Origin of the sequence: Pontibacter sp. E15-1 (assembly GCF_022601975.1) — a bacterium.
Lineage (GTDB): Bacteria > Bacteroidota > Bacteroidia > Cytophagales > Hymenobacteraceae > Pontibacter.
The window spans coordinates 33,341-50,654 of the sequence record NZ_JAKVIR010000015.1; the positions used below are offsets into that span (position 1 = coordinate 33,341).

12 protein-coding genes are annotated in these 17,314 nt (G+C 55.2%); 8 read left to right on the plus strand and 4 right to left on the minus strand.

The annotated features are described in order from the left end of the window. The first annotated feature begins 274 nt into the window (after positions 1-274). Positions 275-1,633: a GDSL-type esterase/lipase family protein gene (locus MKJ04_RS11915; protein ID WP_241641865.1), complete on the plus strand. Its 1,359-nt coding sequence runs from the start codon at positions 275-277 to the stop codon at positions 1,631-1,633. A gap of 4 nt (positions 1,634-1,637) precedes the next feature. Here the strand turns inward: MKJ04_RS11915 and MKJ04_RS11920 are convergent, their stop codons facing one another. Continuing rightward, the gene (locus tag MKJ04_RS11920; RefSeq protein WP_241641866.1) at positions 1,638-2,264 is read right to left on the minus strand and encodes a phosphoribosyltransferase; all 627 of its coding nucleotides are present in this window, start codon (positions 2,262-2,264) and stop codon (positions 1,638-1,640) included. A 133-nt stretch (positions 2,265-2,397) separates the two neighbouring features. Beyond that, positions 2,398-3,081: a dienelactone hydrolase family protein gene (locus MKJ04_RS11925; RefSeq protein WP_241641867.1), complete on the minus strand. Its 684-nt coding sequence runs from the start codon at positions 3,079-3,081 to the stop codon at positions 2,398-2,400. 125 nt (positions 3,082-3,206) lie between these two features. Between MKJ04_RS11925 and MKJ04_RS11930 the strand changes: the two genes are divergently transcribed. The 5 genes from MKJ04_RS11930 (at position 3,207) to MKJ04_RS11950 (ending at position 11,302) form a co-directional block, all read left to right on the plus strand. Next, positions 3,207-3,890 (plus strand): hypothetical protein, encoded by a 684-nt coding sequence (locus tag MKJ04_RS11930; RefSeq protein WP_241641868.1) that lies wholly within the window; start codon positions 3,207-3,209, stop codon positions 3,888-3,890. 98 nt (positions 3,891-3,988) lie between these two features. Next, complete coding sequence (gene nfi / locus MKJ04_RS11935) at positions 3,989-4,672, plus strand: deoxyribonuclease V (protein WP_241641869.1); 684 nt, start codon at positions 3,989-3,991, stop codon at positions 4,670-4,672. A 301-nt stretch (positions 4,673-4,973) separates the two neighbouring features. Continuing rightward, a complete protein-coding gene (gene clpB, locus MKJ04_RS11940) occupies positions 4,974-7,598 on the plus strand; it encodes an ATP-dependent chaperone ClpB (protein ID WP_241641870.1) in 2,625 nt (874 codons plus the stop codon). A gap of 424 nt (positions 7,599-8,022) precedes the next feature. Further along, complete coding sequence (locus tag MKJ04_RS11945) at positions 8,023-10,161, plus strand: T9SS type A sorting domain-containing protein (protein WP_241641871.1); 2,139 nt, start codon at positions 8,023-8,025, stop codon at positions 10,159-10,161. A gap of 250 nt (positions 10,162-10,411) precedes the next feature. Then, entirely contained in the window at positions 10,412-11,302 is an 891-nt protein-coding gene (locus tag MKJ04_RS11950) for an ATP-grasp fold amidoligase family protein (RefSeq protein ID WP_241641872.1), read from the plus strand. A 158-nt stretch (positions 11,303-11,460) separates the two neighbouring features. Here MKJ04_RS11950 and MKJ04_RS11955 read toward each other — a convergent pair whose 3' ends face one another. Beyond that, positions 11,461-12,522: a Gfo/Idh/MocA family protein gene (locus MKJ04_RS11955; protein ID WP_241641873.1), complete on the minus strand. Its 1,062-nt coding sequence runs from the start codon at positions 12,520-12,522 to the stop codon at positions 11,461-11,463. A gap of 205 nt (positions 12,523-12,727) precedes the next feature. Continuing rightward, positions 12,728-13,966, minus strand: a complete 1,239-nt coding sequence (locus MKJ04_RS11960; protein ID WP_241641874.1) for a lactonase family protein — start codon at positions 13,964-13,966, stop codon at positions 12,728-12,730. 221 nt (positions 13,967-14,187) lie between these two features. Here MKJ04_RS11960 and MKJ04_RS11965 point away from each other — a divergent pair, with 221 nt between their 5' ends. Together MKJ04_RS11965 and MKJ04_RS11970 are read left to right on the plus strand one after the other, a co-directional pair. After that, on the plus strand, positions 14,188-14,778 hold the full coding sequence (locus MKJ04_RS11965) for a HupE/UreJ family protein (RefSeq protein ID WP_241641875.1): 591 nt from the start codon (positions 14,188-14,190) through the stop codon (positions 14,776-14,778). Positions 14,779-14,851: 73 nt separating this feature from the next. Beyond that, positions 14,852-17,191 (plus strand): M1 family metallopeptidase, encoded by a 2,340-nt coding sequence (locus tag MKJ04_RS11970; protein WP_241641876.1) that lies wholly within the window; start codon positions 14,852-14,854, stop codon positions 17,189-17,191. Positions 17,192-17,314 lie beyond the last annotated feature (123 nt).

Consider the following 17,314-nt stretch of genomic DNA (forward strand, 5'->3'; position numbering starts at 1 on the left):
ACTTGTATATTAACTGGCTCAATAGCAAATATAATAGTCTTTTTGATATAGGCTGGCCAACACGGTGGCTTTCCTGCACAAGATGAGCACTTTGTTTGGGTATGCACCCTGACCGGGGGTAAAAACATGTTCAACATTTGCACTTTGCGCGGCTAGCGCCTGCTTTCAGCATCTGCCAGCGAACGGCTGCACCGCCCCATCGGACCCGGCCAGCTATTTTCGTAACATCCCCCGAATGCATACGTCTCTTTAAGTGACTCTTTTACTCCCCATCATGGCACACGTTTTCGCATGCATCAATTTATACCTCCTCCGCTACCTGCTGACGTTCCTTTTCGCCACCACGGCGGTGCCGTCCTCAGCGCAGCATAAGGTGATGGTGCTGGGGAACTCTATCACACAGGGCAACACCACGTACCCAGGCTACCGGTATGAGCTTTGGAAAATGCTGATCGACGCGAACATCGACGTGGATTTGGTGGGCTCCCACGACGTGAACGACGGCGGTGACCCGGCAGTGAAAGGCACCGTGTACAAAGGCAAGACCTATACAAACCGAAACGAGGGGCACTGGGGCTGGAGCACAGATGAAGTCCTGAACGGAAGGGATGGCAAGGGGAGGCTGGCGGAATGGCTGCAGGGCTATACCCCCGACATGGTACTGCTGCACCTGGGCACCAACGATATGTTCAGGCAATGCGACGCTCCGGGCGACCCGAAGCCCTGCTACCAGGAAACGATAGACGAGTTGAAAGAGGTGGTCCGGCAGATCAGAGCGAAGAACGCGGGCGTCATCATTTTTATGGCGAAACTTATTCCGGCCTATGATCAGAAAGTTGGCCCTGCCTCTGCCGACAATATCACGAGCCTGAATGAGCTGATCCCGGGACTGGTGCAGGAGCTGAACACGCCAGCCTCGCCGGTGGTGCTCGTGGACCAGCAGGAAGGATTTGACGCCACCACCGGGCAGGACACCCACGACGGCATACACCCCAACACCAGCGGAGAACTGAAAATGGCGCAGAAATGGCAGGCCGCCATGGAGCCTTTCTTCACGACCCTGCCGGTATCGCTCACCGCTTTCACCGCCGTGGTTGCCTCCTCGGGCATTGTCCAGCTTGCCTGGCAAACCGCCTCAGAAAAGAACAATGCCTACTTTGAAGTGCAACGCGCCATCTCCGGCACCGACTTCATACCAATCGGGCACATAAAAGGGGCTGGCAACACGCAAACGTTTCAGGCATATCACTTCGCTGACACGGTAGCCTCCGCCGGTGATTTATACTATAGGTTGCTGCAGGTAGATGAGGATGGCACCAGGGCGTTTTCGAAAATAGTGCATGTTGCCAAGGCCCCGCGAAACGAAACCCTGCAGGTATACCCAACCGCCAGCGATGGCAGCCAGCAGGTAACCATACAGCTCCTGCACTTTATACCTGACACGGCGGTAGAGGTCCGTGTAATTTCAGCGGAGGGCAAACTGGTGGATCACTCCCGTGCGCGCACCAACAGCGGCGGCAGCCTGACCCAGCTTCTGCCGGGGTACGGTCAGTTGGGGGCGGGCCTGTATGTTGTGCATGTCTACACAGAAAGCCGGCAGCTGCAACGTAAATTCATTATCGGGGGGAGGTAGTATCTTATCCCTGGTCCTGCTCCTGCAGCAACTGAATCACCTCTTCATCCGATACCTGCGGAAACTCTTCGTAGAACTGCCCCACCGCCTGAAAAAAAGGGGGCACCAGCAAACACACGAAGTCATCTACCAACGCGCTGAAATGAGCAGCGGCGGTGGGTGGGGCCACTGGCACCGCCACCACCACTTTCCGGGGATTGCCTTTCCGGACCAACTGCACGGTTGCCTCCAGCGTTTTGCCTGTCGCGATGCCGTCGTCCACGATAATCACCACCCTGCCCTTGAGGGATATGGGTTTCCGGTCGCCCATAAACGTTTTATACTTCTGCTGCAGGCTCTTGCGGACACGCTCCACCTCGGCTGCTATATACGCTGCCGGCACTTCTGCCCGCTCGTCCACGGCCACGCTCTCCAGGCTCACGGCCCCGATGGCAAACTCAGGGTTCAGGGGGTGCCCTATCTTCTTGGTGAGTGTCACCTCCAGGGGCATGCCCAGTGCGCTGGCTATATGCGCGCCGATGGGCACGCCGCCCCGCGGGATAGCCAGCACCACGCCTTTCTCGCCTTTATACTTGGCTAGCCTCATGGCTAGTAGCTGCGCGGCTTCCTCCCTGTTTCGTATCGTTTCCATGGCGTCTTGATTTTGAATAATTGAATTTTGAATGACTGAATAAAAGCGCGCAAACCAGCCGTCGTGAATCACGCCTTTGCATTCACACATGCTTCATTCGGTTATTCAGGACTCAATTCTTCAGCATTGATCCTCACGGCTGTTGCTGGTGCAGGGGCTGCTGCTTGTCAGGCTTCAGGTATTTCCGGAACCAGTCGGTTGCCAGTTGCGCCACCATTTCCAGGGCACCGGGCTCCTCGAACAGGTGCGTGGCATCCGGCACTATTTCCAGGTCTTTTATGCATTGGATGCGGTCCTGTGCCTGTTTGTTCAACTCAAGCACCTCCTCGTCCTTGCCCCCCACGATCAGCAGGGTGGGCACCATCAGGTCGGGCAGCACGGCATCGGCCAGGTCGGGCCGCCCGCCGCGGCTTACCACCGCCTTGATGATGTCTGGCCCTTCGGCAGCGGCGGCCCCGATGGCCGATGCCGCCCCCGTGCTGGCCCCGAAGAAGCCAATGTTCAGCTGCTCCGTCCGTGGGTCCTGCTGCACCCAATACGTGGTGTCAATCAGGCGCCGGGTAAGCTTCGGAATGTCGAAGCGGTTGCTGCCGTCGCGGTCTTCGTCCTCGGTCAGCAAATCGAAGAGCAGCGTAGCGAAACCAGACCGCTGCAGGTGACTGGCCACCGTGCGGTTGCGGGTGCTCAGGCGGCTGCTTCCGCTACCGTGCGAGAAAATAATCAGCCCGGCGGCATGTTCCGGTATCACCAGATCGCCAACCAGGGAAACGCCCTGCACCTCGATGCGCACGCTGTTGTTGAATGTATAGTTTGTCATAGCCTGTGGATATCGTTCAGGGCAGTTGTTTGCGGGGCTGCCTACTTAAATTTTACGACGCGGTATACGCAAAGTTCAGGGAGCCTCGTGCAGGTCACTTTGCGAGCCTGGCCGTACATACACAAATGCAACGTCTTATAAAGCAATACCTTATATACAGCATTAGTGCTGTTGTGCTAGCTGGCTGCGGGCATGAAAGGCAAGGAACAGCCATACCGGAAGGCCAGGGTATAGATTCGGTGGAAGCTGTGCAGGAAGAGCCAAACCGTAAAGGGGAGCCCACCATGCCAGACACCTCGCGTTTTGAGGAAGACTTTACCGACTTTCTTCATGCGCTCCAAAGCGGGGATACCGCTGCCTTAAATGGGTTTGTATCCGCCCAAACTGGATTCTGGCTGATAGAGCAACCGGGAGCCTTGCCCGCCTATACCCATTACACCGCTGTGCAGGACGTGAGGCGAAGCTACCAGCAATTGCCTTTTACCAGTATAAGCCGGGATATGGGGCGGTGCGATTTGCTGCCGCGCCAGGTCCTGCCGGAGTTCGACTGCGGTGCCATGGACGGCACTGCCTCAGGCTATACCGAAGACGGCTGCTTTTATACCTCCAACACAGCAGGTTTCCGGAACACTGACATGTGGCAGTATGCCAGCCTCACGGACCAACAAGCAGAGCAGGTTCAGGAATTGCAGCAGCAAGTGGCCATCACCGTGCTCCACACCGCCAGTTACTTCCGTTTCCACTTCGGCTATCGCAAGGGCCGTTGGCAACTCCTGTTCGCCGACCTCCGCATTCCGTGCAGCGCCTGATTCAATTTTAGAAGACTGAATTTTGAATTACTGAATGAAAAAGCACGTATGCGTAACTCCTATACCCATTCAAATTCAGTTATTCAAAAATAAAGCAAATGGCTTATTACAGAAGATTCGACGCTCCCCCTCCCGACCCGAAGGTACTCCAGGAACTCACAGCCTTACAGCAACAGATGCAAGCGCGCATCATCTTGCAAAAACCCGATTTCGAGCTCAAGCTCATCGCAGGCTGCGACTCCTCTTTTATCGGTGAAGACACGATTCTGTCGGTGTTTGTGCTCCTGACATACCCCGCCTTGGATGTGGTGGAGAAGGTATGGCACCATGGCCCGGTGGAACTGCCCTACATCCCCGGTTTCCTGGCTTTCCGGGAAGCCCCTAACCTGCTGAAGGCTTACGCGAAACTGCAACAGCAACCCGACCTGATCATGGTGGACGGGCACGGCATTTCGCACCCGCGTCGCCTCGGCATCGCCACGCACCTGGGTCTGCACCTGAACAAACCCACCATGGGCGTTGCCAAGAAAGTGCTGGTGGGCAGGTATACCGAACCCGCGCCAACCAAAGGCGCTTTGGCACCCCTGGTATATAAAGATGAGGTCATCGCGAACGTGCTGCGCACAAAGGACAAGGTAAAGCCTGTCTTCGTTTCGGCGGGGCATCTCATGGACCTGGCGTCAGCCACCGCCATCGCCTTGCACTGCGCCCTGAAACACAAGTTGCCGGAACCCACGCGCCTGGCTGATCACTATGCGGCGGTGTTTAAAAAAGATGTCTGATTGTTCAGAAAAATAACTGCCATCCCCGTCAATCAAAAAGACCTCACAGTGTTTGCAAAACCTGTGAGTGTCTTCCGCGTCTGTGAGTGTCTGCCCCGATAGCCGTGGTTCCTGCGAGACACTCACAGGTCTTTCAGACGCTGTGAGGTCAGCATTCATCTGCCTGCCATTCTGTCTCATTAACATCCATTACTATACCATTATCCTGACAAAATTACATAAAAACCACCTTAAAGTACCACTGGCTCGTAAGTTGAATGAATGGATAGCAACAGTAAAACTATAGAAAACGAGCAACACGATGAACTTTAACAACTATACCATAAAAGCGCAGGAGGCCATCCAGAAGGCCACTGAGATAGCAGGGGGCAATCAGCAGCAGGCGATTGAAACCGGCCATATTCTGAAGGCCATTCTGGAAACCGACGAGAACGTAACCAACTTCCTGCTGCAGAAACTGAACATCAACGGCAACATTCTGCACAGCAAGCTAAACGAAACCGTGGCCGCATACCCGAAAGTTACCGGAGGCGGAGGCCCATACATAGCAAACGATGCCAATGCGGCGCTTCAGAAAGCCACCGCTTACCTCAAAGAGTTTGGCGATGAGTACGTGGCTGTGGAGCATGTGCTGCTGGGCTTGCTGGCTGGCCGCGACAAGGTGGCGGGCCTGATGAAAGATGTGGGTTTCAACGAAAAAGACCTCAAGAAAGCCATTAAAGAGTTGCGCGGCGGTGCCAAGGTAACCGACCAGAACGCCGAGGCGAAGTATAACTCGCTGAAGCGCTATGCCCGCGACCTGAACGAGATGGCCCGCTCCGGCAAAATAGACCCGGTGATTGGCCGCGACGAGGAAATCCGGCGCGTGCTCCAGATCCTGAGTCGCCGCACCAAAAACAACCCCGTGCTGCTGGGTGAGCCCGGCGTGGGTAAAACCGCCATTGTGGAAGGCCTGGCGCAACGCATGGTTAACGGCGATGTGCCGGAGAACCTGAAAAACAAAACGCTGATGAGCCTCGACATGGGCCTGCTGGTGGCAGGTGCCAAGTATAAAGGCGAGTTTGAAGAGCGCCTGAAGGCCGTGATCAAGGAAGTAACCGACGCTGAGGGCGACATCATCCTGTTCATCGACGAAATCCATACCCTGATTGGCGCGGGCGCCGGGGGCGAGAGCGCCATGGATGCCGCCAACCTGCTGAAACCGGCCCTGGCCCGTGGCGAGCTCCATGCCATCGGCGCGACTACCCTGAAGGAGTATCAGAAATATATTGAGAAGGATAAAGCGCTGGAGCGCCGTTTCCAGGCGGTGATGGTGGATGAGCCGAATGTGGCTGATGCCATTTCCATTCTGCGCGGCATCAAAGACAAGTACGAGGTGCATCATGGGGTGCGCATCAAAGACGACGCGATCATTGCGGCGGTAGAGCTGTCTAACCGCTACATCACCGACCGCTTTCTGCCAGACAAGGCCATCGACCTGATGGACGAGGCGGCGGCAAAGCTGCGCATCGAGATTGACTCGCTTCCGGTAGAGCTGGATGAGCTGCAGCGCCGCATCATGCAACTCGAGATTGAGCGCGAGGCCATCCGCCGCGAGAACGACAAGGACAAGGAAACCGTGCTCTCCAAAGAAATAGCGGACCTGTCTGGCAAGCGCGATGACCTGAAGGCCAAGTGGCAGAATGAGAAGCAGATCATCGAGGGTATCCAGAAGGCGAAGGAAAGCATCGAGAACTATAAACTGGAGGCTGAGCAGGCCGAGCGCTCCGGCGACTATGGCCGCGTGGCGGAGCTGCGGTACGGCAAGATACAGGAGGCAGAGGAAAACCTGAAAAACCTGAAAGAGCAAGTGCACCAGATGCAGGGCGAAAACCCGATGCTGCAGGAAGAGGTAACTGCCGAAGACATTGGCGAGATCGTGGCTAAATGGACAGGTATACCTGTCAGCAAGATGCTGCAGAGCGACCGCGAAAAGCTCCTGAACCTGGAGCAGGAACTGGGCAAGCGCGTGGCGGGTCAGGAAGAGGCCATCGAGGCTATTTCGGATGCAGTGCGCCGCAGCCGCGCCGGAATGCAGGACCCCAAGCGGCCGATCGGCTCGTTCATCTTCCTCGGCACAACGGGGGTAGGTAAAACGGAGCTTGCCAAGGCGCTGGCCGACTACCTCTTCAACGACGAGAACGCGCTGGTGCGCATCGACATGAGCGAGTACCAGGAGCGCCACGCCGTAAGCCGCATGATCGGGGCGCCTCCGGGGTATGTGGGCTACGACGAGGGCGGGCAGCTGACGGAGGCTGTGCGCCGCAAGCCCTACTCGGTGGTACTGCTGGATGAGATCGAGAAAGCGCACCCGGACGTGTTCAACATCCTGCTGCAGGTGCTCGACGACGGCCGCCTGACCGACAGTAAGGGCCGCGTGGTGAACTTCAAGAACACCATCATCATCATGACCTCCAACATCGGCTCTACCATCATCCAGAGTAATTTTGAGCAGATGGAGGAGTATAATAAGGAGGAAGTGATTGAGCGCACTAAGGAAGAGGTGTTTGACTTGCTGAAGAAGTCCGTGCGGCCTGAGTTCCTCAACCGCATCGACGAGCTGGTGATGTTCCGTCCGCTGAGTCGGGGCGATTTACGCAAGATCGTGAGTATCCAGTTCCACCACATCCAGCAGCGCCTCGAGGACAGCGGCATCCAGTTGATAGCCACCGACGAAGTGCTGGATTACCTGGGAGACCAGGGTTTTGATCCGCAGTTTGGTGCCCGTCCGCTGAAGCGCGTCATCCAGCGCCAGGTGCTTAACGAGCTGTCGAAGGAAATCCTGTCCGGTCAAATCAGCAAAGACGCCGTGGTGGAAGCCGTGATGGACAATGGCCAGATTCGTTTTAACAACATTGCCATCGAGCTGCCCACCGACAAGCAATAAGTAAAGAGTTAAGTTTAGCTGAAAAAGCGCTATCCCGGTTGGGGTAGCGCTTTTTATTTTTTACCGGGTTTCGGGATTACTTTTCCAAGCCCAGGCTATTGAAAGGTGCAAAAAGAGGTATAGCTACCATTGAATATATAATTTTTACAACCTTTTTATTTTATCACTTATTGCATACAAATTCAATAAAAAGCCATACTACTTAGAGATAGATATAACCTAGCAAAGATTTACAAAAACCAAAATAGATAAAAATCAAAACCAAATCGAAAATATTTATATATTTTAATTTATGTATACTACCTTTGTACTGTTGCTGCACTGAAAGGCACGGCATCCCTCGGCTTTCTCCGCGATGCTGAACTTTAACGGCATTAAATAAGACGACCTGACTATTCTGAATAATTCCAGCTTGAATAAACAAATGAAAAAAGCATTCTCCAAAGCAATCTACACAGCCTGTATTCTGTCGTTCCTCCAGTGCCTGGCAGGGCAGGCGCTCGCACAGTCCAGAATCGTATTCAGTGAGGTCTTTAGCAGCAATCCTACATTTTCTAACGACACGACTGTTGCCGGAAGCTGGTCTCGCTACTCCAATTCAGGCGAAGCGTGGAGCATGCTGGATAACGTACAAATCTCAAAAAAATCAAACTCAGGCAAGTTCGTGTCCGGGGAACGGGCTACAGCTTTTTCACCTGAAATCACCCTTTACGCCGGTGTATCCTACACGATTACGTTTATGTATGAAAACGCCCAAAATGCCGCGATGCGGTTCTTTGTGAAGAACAGCCTGGGCCAAAAGGTGCTGGTTACCAGTTATGGCACGAGCAGAACCAGTTCGCTGAAGTCCCATACGTTTACCCCAACAACCAACGGGATATATAAACTAGGGTTTGAAGTGAATGATTTCAGCGGAAAAGTTGATGTCATCGTAGATGATGTGGCCGTAAACACTCCCGAGCCTAGCGTATACTACAACAAGGCCGCCTCCGCAACCAAGCTTACCGATGTAAACAGTTGGGGATCTAAAGCAAGCGGAGCTGGGCTGCCCCCGCTTAACTTCACGGCCGCAAACCAGACATTCTACATCACAAACTATACCTCTGGCGCCACGCTGTCACTTGATAAGAGCTGGTCGGTGCAGGGCACGGGCACCAAAATTGTGCTCGGAAACAATGTTAAACCGGTTACACTTGTTGTCACCAACGGTAAAACCCTTGCAGGAGCGGGCTTGATTGATATTATGAACTATGCCACGCTTAAAGTAGACGCCTCGACCATTCCCACTTTCGGGACATTGAGCCAGTTGAGCACCGTTATTTTTGAGCGCAACGCCCCGGCCGACATTACGGAGGGAGTGGAGTTTGGCAAAGTCATTTTTAACACCGGAAACAGCAATCGCCTGACGAAGTCACTTAAGATCAAAGGCAACTTAAACTTGCAGAACGGCAAGCTCGACTTAGGCAACTACGACCTGGAGTTAGGCGAGGGTGCGACGATCGAAAACGGCTCGGCCAGTAGCTATATCATGGTAACAGGGAATGGCCGCTTGCGCAAAGCACTGAAGGCAGGCGAAGAGGTAAACCTGCCCGTTGGGCGCAGCGCGACTGCCTATAGCCCCGTGAAGATCAAGCTTGCCACAGGCGCACAGGACGATGTGTTTAGTGTGGGACTGGTTGACGGCACTTACGACGCCTACGACGCAAGCGATGCGCCTACCGGTGATATACGCACGGAGTATACCCTAAACAAATCCTGGGTGGTGAGCGAGGATGTAAAAGGCGGATCAGACATTACCTTAACCCTAACCTGGCCTGCGGCCGATATGCTGACGAGTTTTGACCCTGACAATTGCCACATCATGCACTACGAAAACGGTGCCTGGGATGAGTATTCCTCTGGTTTTGCAACTTCCTCAACGGGTACCGACGGCAAAACATATTATTCTATTTCGCGCCCGGGCATCACCTCTTTCTCTCCGATGGGAGTAGAATCGCCAAGAGACAATTCCCCGATGCCAGTGGAGCTGCTGCACTTTGCGGCCAACGTGACCAAAGGCAACACCGTGCAGCTCAACTGGGCCACCGCCCAGGAGCGCGACAGCGACTTCTTCGCCGTGGAGCGCAGCGCCGACGGCATCGACTTCAGCGAAGTGGCCCGCGTGCAGGGTATGGGCAACGCATCCAGCCGCTCCGACTATGGCTATACCGACGCCAGCCCGCTGGCGGGCACCTCCTACTACCGCCTGCGCCAGGTGGACCACGACGGCACCGCCTCGCTCCTGCCCGTGCGCGCCGTGACGGTGGGCGCTGATCAGGCACTGGCCCTGCGCCTATACCCTAACCCGGCCCACGGTGGCCAGGTGGAAGTAACGGCCACCGGCCTGCCAGAGGGACAGGAAGCCACCCTCACGGTGACGGGCCTGATGGGAAGAACTGTGCTGCAGCAGCCCCTGCGCCAGTCTGCCGCCACCCTTCCGACAGATGGCCTGAAGCCCGGCACCTACATCGTGCGCGTGGCTACCGCAAACAGCCTGCTGACTCAGAAGCTCGTGATCCGGTAATATAGCTGCCTGCCAAAGGGCAATCGGTAACGTAAGCGGGCCACTCTATATAGGGTGGCCCGATTGTTTTAGGTGGCAAAGATGAGGAATTGCCTGCGCTGTAGATCTACTCGAAACAACATGAACTTCCGATAAAAACCCTTTAATTAATTTAGAATAATTCTAACAAAATATTAAAACATACCCTCCGAAATGGCGTAAATCTGCCTAATTCTCGCCATTTGTATGCCTCTAAAAAAACAAGCTTTGTATGTTACAGGATCTTAAAAAAGGTTTATGGCCACTTGTCAGAATAATAAAAGACAATACAGGCATCAACAAAAATGAGTTTGAAAGGCGCATACGGTACAGGCACCGCACTTTCTGGAACACCCCCGGTGCTGAAGCCATCCGAAACACGCCCATGAGAGCAGATGATCCTATCGAAAAATGGAAGGACGTGGTGCATTGGCAACGCAAGTTGAGTAACAAGCACAATGCCCGCGAGTTTGCCCGGATGCACGGCTGCCGGGTACCCGACTTATACTGGCGTGGCAAAGATGTCAGCAGATTGAACTTCAACGGCCTGCCCGAGCACTATGTGATACGGCCCTCTATCGGCCATTCCTGCCGCAATGTATACCTGATGAAGAATTCGCTGAACCTGATGGACAAGCGCAGTTATACCCCAGATGCACTGAAAGAGCAGCTTACATTAGCCCTGGCCCAAAACCCACACATGGAGTTTTTGGTCGAAGAGTTCGTCAGAGACGAAAAAGGAATTTACAGGATCCCGGATGATTACAAAATATTCTTATTCGATGGAGAGGTAGCGCTTATTGACGTGATTAACCGCATCAGCTCAACAACCGGTGCAACCAGCTGTTATGACAAGGACTGGAACATGCTACCCAACACAGCAGTAAAGTATCAGCAAGCGCCTTCACAGCCGCCGCCGCTTTGCCTTCCGGAGATCATGACAGACGCCAAAAAGCTGAGCAGTGCTTACGGCATCTTTGTGCGGATTGACTTTTATGCCACAGACAATGGCGCTGTGTTCGGGGAGTTTACCCCTACTCCAAGCTTAGGCAAGGCCTTTCCCCCAAAAGAAGACAAACTTATGGCCACCTATTGGGACCAGTATTGTCCGGGGCTAATCTGAGCGAACTTCCCACCGGCATCAGCCAAGTAGTTTGCGGCTAATATCTCCCTCCATAATGCCCATCCCGCAGGACATTTCTTATCGTAAAGTTACCAATAACTTCCATATCATTCTACTCAGCAGCGCATCACACCTCACATCCAAGCATCACCCTGAGGTTAAGCGAGCGTTATCCTTTTCCCCTTCCGGGCCGACTGCCGGGCCGCATCCAGAATCCGCATCACGGTGAGGTTGTTTTCCAGCGAAGACAGGTCCTGACCCGGCACGAGCTCGCCCCGCACCACAGCGGCGAGGTATGAGATATAGTCCTGGTATGGGCTGGACAGCGGCTCCACGCTGTGCAACCGGAACGCTACGTCTGTCTCCTTCCTGCTGCGCAATGTGCCGTGGTTGACTGCTTGCAGGTAGCCGGTCTGGCCAAAAACCTCGAGGTCTTTGATATCATAGGGCCAGTTCCAGGAGGCTTCGATGATGCCGGTGGCCTGCGGATACTCCAGTATGATGGTGGCATCGTCGTCCACCTCCGGGTATACCGTTGGCTTTAGCTGGCGCGTGATGGCTGTTACGGCCAAAGGCTCCTGCCCCTGCATTAGCCAGGTCATCAGGTTGGCACCGTAGCACCCGAAATCCATGATCGCTCCCCCGCCGTTTTGAACCGGGTCTGTCAGCCAGTGCAGGAACTCGCCGGAGCAGCCGCGCTCTTTCGGGCCGACATTGCCGTCATGCACGATCATCTTCCGGATCTCCCCGACCGCTATCTGGTGCGCCGCCATAATATACAACTCCTGGTTGCTCGGGTACCAGGTAGTCTCATAGTTGGTGAGCAGGTGGATCTTGTGTTTGCGGGCCAGGTTAGCCATATATTCGGCATCTTTTAGCGTAGTTGCCAGGGGCTTTTCCACCATCACGTGCACACCCAGCAGAGCGCAGGCCTCCACCACTTTTATATGCTCCGCGATAGCATTGTAGGCCAGTACTACGTCCGGTTTCTCGTGCTCTAAAAGTGTGGGCAAATCCTTGTAAAAAAGTGTTTCCGGCAATTCGTAGCTCCTCCGGAAGCGCTGCACCAGTTCCTGATTCGCTTCGGCAATGCCCACCAAGACCACGTCCGTTTCCGACAGCCGATCCAGGGCGCCGGTTACGTGGTCGTGGCTCAGGCCTGCCAGTGCCACTTTTAAGGGCCGGTGCAGTTTAGCAGAATAGTTGTCTTTGAATACCATGGCTCGGGTCAGCTGAGAAGCTTTCTCATACGCGGCACTTCCGGGGATGTTAGCCTCGCTGCTTCCCCATACCCATACTCCCCTAAAAACAATCGCGTCAGCCGATTGGCTGACGCGATTTTGCTTAAATTAGTCAGTACCAGGCACATTTTCTGTCCTGGCTTTCAATGAAACCCTGAGTCTGGCCACTCGTGTCCTTCCATACCTAGTTAAAGCTCGGCACCACCTGCACACACACAGGCTTGGGCAGCTCTGCCTTGTTGCCAGTGTCCGTCAGTTTGCCGGTGGCCTTGTCTATTTTAAAGGAGGTAATGTTGTTGGCGCGCTCGTTGGCCACCAGCAGGATATTGCCGGTCAGGTCGATGGTCATGTCGCGGGGCCAGTCGCCGCCGCAGTCAACGTTCTCCACGTGCGCTATTTTGCCGGTGCCTTCGTCGATGCTGTACACCACGATGCTGTTGTGCCCGCGGTTGGAGCCATACAGGAATTTACCGTCCGGCGACACCCGCACTGCGGCAGGCTGGTTGTTCTCTTTAAAGTCTGCGGGTATGGTGGGCAGTGTCTGGATCTCGGTAAAAGTGCCGTTATCGCTATTATAAGCGAGCGCTGTCATGGTCGAGTTCAGCTCATTAATCACGAAGGCATACTTCCCGTTCGGGTGAAACGCCATTTGCCGTGGGCCCGCGCCCGGCTTTGTGGCGAAAGCCACGGCTGGTTCGGCCGGCGTTAAAGTGCCTTTGCCGGCATCCAGGCGGTAGCTGTAAATCTTATCCACGCCCAGGTCAACGCCAAACGCATACTGGTTGTCCGGGCTTGGGGCCATGTAGTGGGCATGCGGCGCCTCCTGGCGGTTTTTGTTGGGGCCGGTGCCTTTGTGCTGCGCCACATCCGTCGCCTCCGACAAAGTGCCGTTGTCCTGCACCTGGAAGGCCGCCACGTTTCCGCCCATATAGTTTGCCACCATAACCGTTTTGCCCCCGTCGCCAACCGAGATATAGCAGGGAGCGCCGCCTTTGGAGGCGACCTGGTTAAGCAGGGTCAGGTTGCCGGTTTGCTGGTCTACGGAGAAGGCGCTGACGGCCCCGCTCTGCTGGCCCTCGTAATCGCCGGTTTCGTTCACAGCATACAGGTGGGTCCGCTGCTCGTTTAGGGTGAGGAACGAAGGGTTCGCGCCGCCTTTATAGCCGTTCACGCGGGTCAGCTCCCCGGTTTCAGGGTGCAGGCGGTATAAAAAAATGCTTTCGTTGCCTGCGTCGGCGTAGGTGCCTACATATACCATAGCGGTTGCGTCGTTTTCGGTTTGGGATTCCGTGGCTTCTTCTTCAGAGGCTGCGGTGTCTGTGGTGTTGGAGTTGCAGGCGGAAAGCGCCAGGGTCAAACTCATCATACCTGCCGCCGCTGTTCTTGCCAGGGTACGCGGGGTATGGTTTCGGAAATAGTTCATGCTTTATTTTGCTGGTTTATGGATGAGGAATGTACACGAGCAGCACCCCTCTCAGAACCTGACATGGGGTTACGCTAACTCAAAGTAAGCAAAATTGCGGTATCTCGTTCATGCGCGTTGCATTTTCTGCACAAGAAAGGCCTTGCCGACAGGTTTGCAAGTCATTCGGCAAAGCCTTAATTTGCCTGCTTACACTGCATCACCCAAACCTGACTCCCATCGTGTCTTCTGTTTTCCAGACCTACATCACGCTAGGCTTTCACCACATCTTCGATTTCAGGGCATACGACCATATGCTGTTTTTGCTGGCCCTGAGCGCAATTTATACCTTCAGCGACTGGCGCAAGGTCATCGCGCTGGTTACCTCCTTCACGATCGGGCACTCCATCACGCTGGCCCTCGCCACCTTCCACATCATCCGGTTCGACGCTGCCTTGATCGAGTTCCTCATTCCGGTCACTATCCTGCTCACCAGCCTCTCCAATTTTTTCAAGCTGAATGGCGCCGCGTCCAGGCAGCCCACCATCCTGTCGGTGCACAACCTGATGGCGGTGCTTTTTGGGCTGATACACGGCATGGGCTTCTCTAATTTCCTGGGGGCGATGCTGGGGCGGAGCAGCAAATGGCAGCAGCTGCTGGCCTTTAACATCGGCATCGAGCTGGGACAACTGCTGATTGTGCTGCTGCTCCTGGTGGCCGGGGCCGTGGTGATGAACGTGTTCCATACCAAGAAGCGCGACTGGATTTTAGTGCTTTCAAGCGCGGCGGTGGGCATTTCCTTGGTTTTGATGCTGAAAACCAATATCTTTTAGCGTTCAAACAACTATGCCTGAACTTTATACCTCAACTTACTCCTTATACCATAACTAACTTACCTGACACCTTATGAGAAACCTTTTAGCAGGTTTGGCGCTGGTGGGCCTGGCCGCAGGGCCGATGGTGGCGCTGGCACAAGACACCAAGTTTGCCCAGCTGGGGCAAGAGCTCCCTACCCCCAACACCTACCGCTCCGCATCGGGCGCACCCGGCCACCAGTACTGGCAGCAGCGCGCCGATTACAACATCAAAGTGGAGCTTGACGACCAGAACCAGGCCATCACCGGCTCCGAGACCGTGACCTATACCAACAACTCGCCGGACGCGCTGAGCTACCTGTGGGTGCAGCTCGACCAGAACATCTTCGAGCCAAACTCCATGAGCAACCTGACCAAAACGGGTAACCTGAACGACAAAATGTCGCTGCAGGCGGTGGAGTACCTCACGCGCGAGGAGTTTGACGGCGGCTTTAAAATCAGCAAGGTAACCGACCGCGGCGGAAAGGCCCTGAAGTATACCGTCAACAACACCATGATGCGTGTCGATTTGCCCTCCCCCCTCAAGCCAAACCAGAGCTTCACCTTCAACGTGGACTGGAAGAACAATATCAACGACCAGAAAGCCCTGGGTGGCCGCTCTGGGTATGAGTACTTCCCGAAAGACGGCAACTACCTGTATGAGATGGCACAGTGGTTTCCGCGCATGGCTGTGTACGACGACGTGAACGGCTGGCAGCACAAGCAATTTCTGGGCAACGGCGAGTTTGCCCTGCCTTTTGGCGACTACAAAGTGAGCATCACCGTTCCGGCCGACCACGTGGTGGGCGCCACCGGCGAACTGCAGAACGCCAACCAGGTGTTGTCTTCCACGCAGCAAAAGCGCTGGGCCGAGGCCGCCAAAAGCGAGTCGCCGGTAGTGATCGTGACGCAGGACGAGGCCGCGAAAGCGGAGCAGAACAAGGCCACAGGCAAGAACACCTGGGTATACTCGGCTAAAAACGTGCGCGACTTTGCCTGGGCGAGCTCCCGCAAGTTTATCTGGGATGCCATGAACGTGAACGTGGGCGGCAAGAAAGTGCTGGCCATGTCGTACTACCCGAAAGAGGCGAACCCGCTGTGGGGCAAGTACTCCACAGAGGCGGTGGGCCATACCCTCCGCACCTACTCCAAGCGCACCATCGACTACCCATACCCGGTGGCGATTTCGGTGCACGGCCCGGTGGGGGGTATGGAGTACCCGATGCTTTCCTTCAACGGCTACCGCCCCGAGGAAGACGGCACCTACTCAGACCGGATCAAGTATGGCCTCATCTCGGTGATCATCCACGAAGTGGGCCACAACTTCTTCCCCATGATCATCAACTCCGACGAGCGCCAGTGGACCTGGATGGATGAGGGCCTGAACACCTTCATGCAGTACCTCTCGGAGCAGGAATGGGAGCGCAACTACCCGTCGCGCCGCGGCGAGCCCCAGGACATCGTGGAGTATATGAAGAGCGCCAAGAACACGCAGGTGCCGATCATGACCAACTCGGAGTCGGTGCTGCAGTTTGGCCCGAACGCCTACGGCAAGCCCGCCACCGCCCTAAACATTCTGCGCGAGACCGTGATGGGCCGCGAGCTTTTCGACTACGCGTTTAAGGAGTATGCCACCCGCTGGGCCTTCAAGCACCCGATGCCCGCCGACTTCTTCCGCACCATGGAAGATGCCTCCGGCGTGGACCTGGACTGGTTCTGGAGAGGCTGGTTTTATACCACCGACCATACCGACATTGCCCTGACCGACGTGAAATGGTATACCATTGACGCCCAGGACCCTGAGTTTGTGAACGCCCAGCGCCGGGAGCGCCTGAACAGCGAGCCCAAAACCCTGTCGCAGCAGCGCAACCTGCAGGACATCTCCAAGACGCTGGTAGAGAACAAGCCGGAGCTGAAAGACTTCTACAACAACTACGACCCGCTGGCCACCACGGCCGCAGACCGGCAGCGCTACCAGAGCTTCATGAAGAACCTGAGCGAAGACCAAAAGCAGGCGCTGGCATCGGGCCTCAACTTCTACGAGGTGAGCTTCCAGAACAAGGGCGGACTGGTGATGCCTCTGGTGGTGAAGATGACGTATGAGGACGGCGCGGAGGAAATCGTGAACATCCCGGCTGAGATCTGGCGCTACGACAACAACGACATCACGAAGGTATTTATCACAGAGAAGCCCGTGGTAAGCTTTGTGCTGGACCCATATCTGCAAACCGCAGACACGGACCTGTCGAACAACAGCTACCCGCGCCAGATGGCCCCGTCGCGCTTCGAGCTATACCAGCAGAACAGACAGCAGCAGCTGAACCCCATGCAGCAGCAACGCACCACCAGCCGCACCAGTGGCGCTGGCAACACAGGCAACACTGCACAGTAAGCTTCGCTAGTGTAGCGCATATATAAAAAGCGCCTTCAGATTCGTTCTGAGGGCGCTTTTTGTTTTGATGAAGATGCTGTGAAGGGAGCGGTAACCGCAGTGTGCTTTATACCCTACCTACTT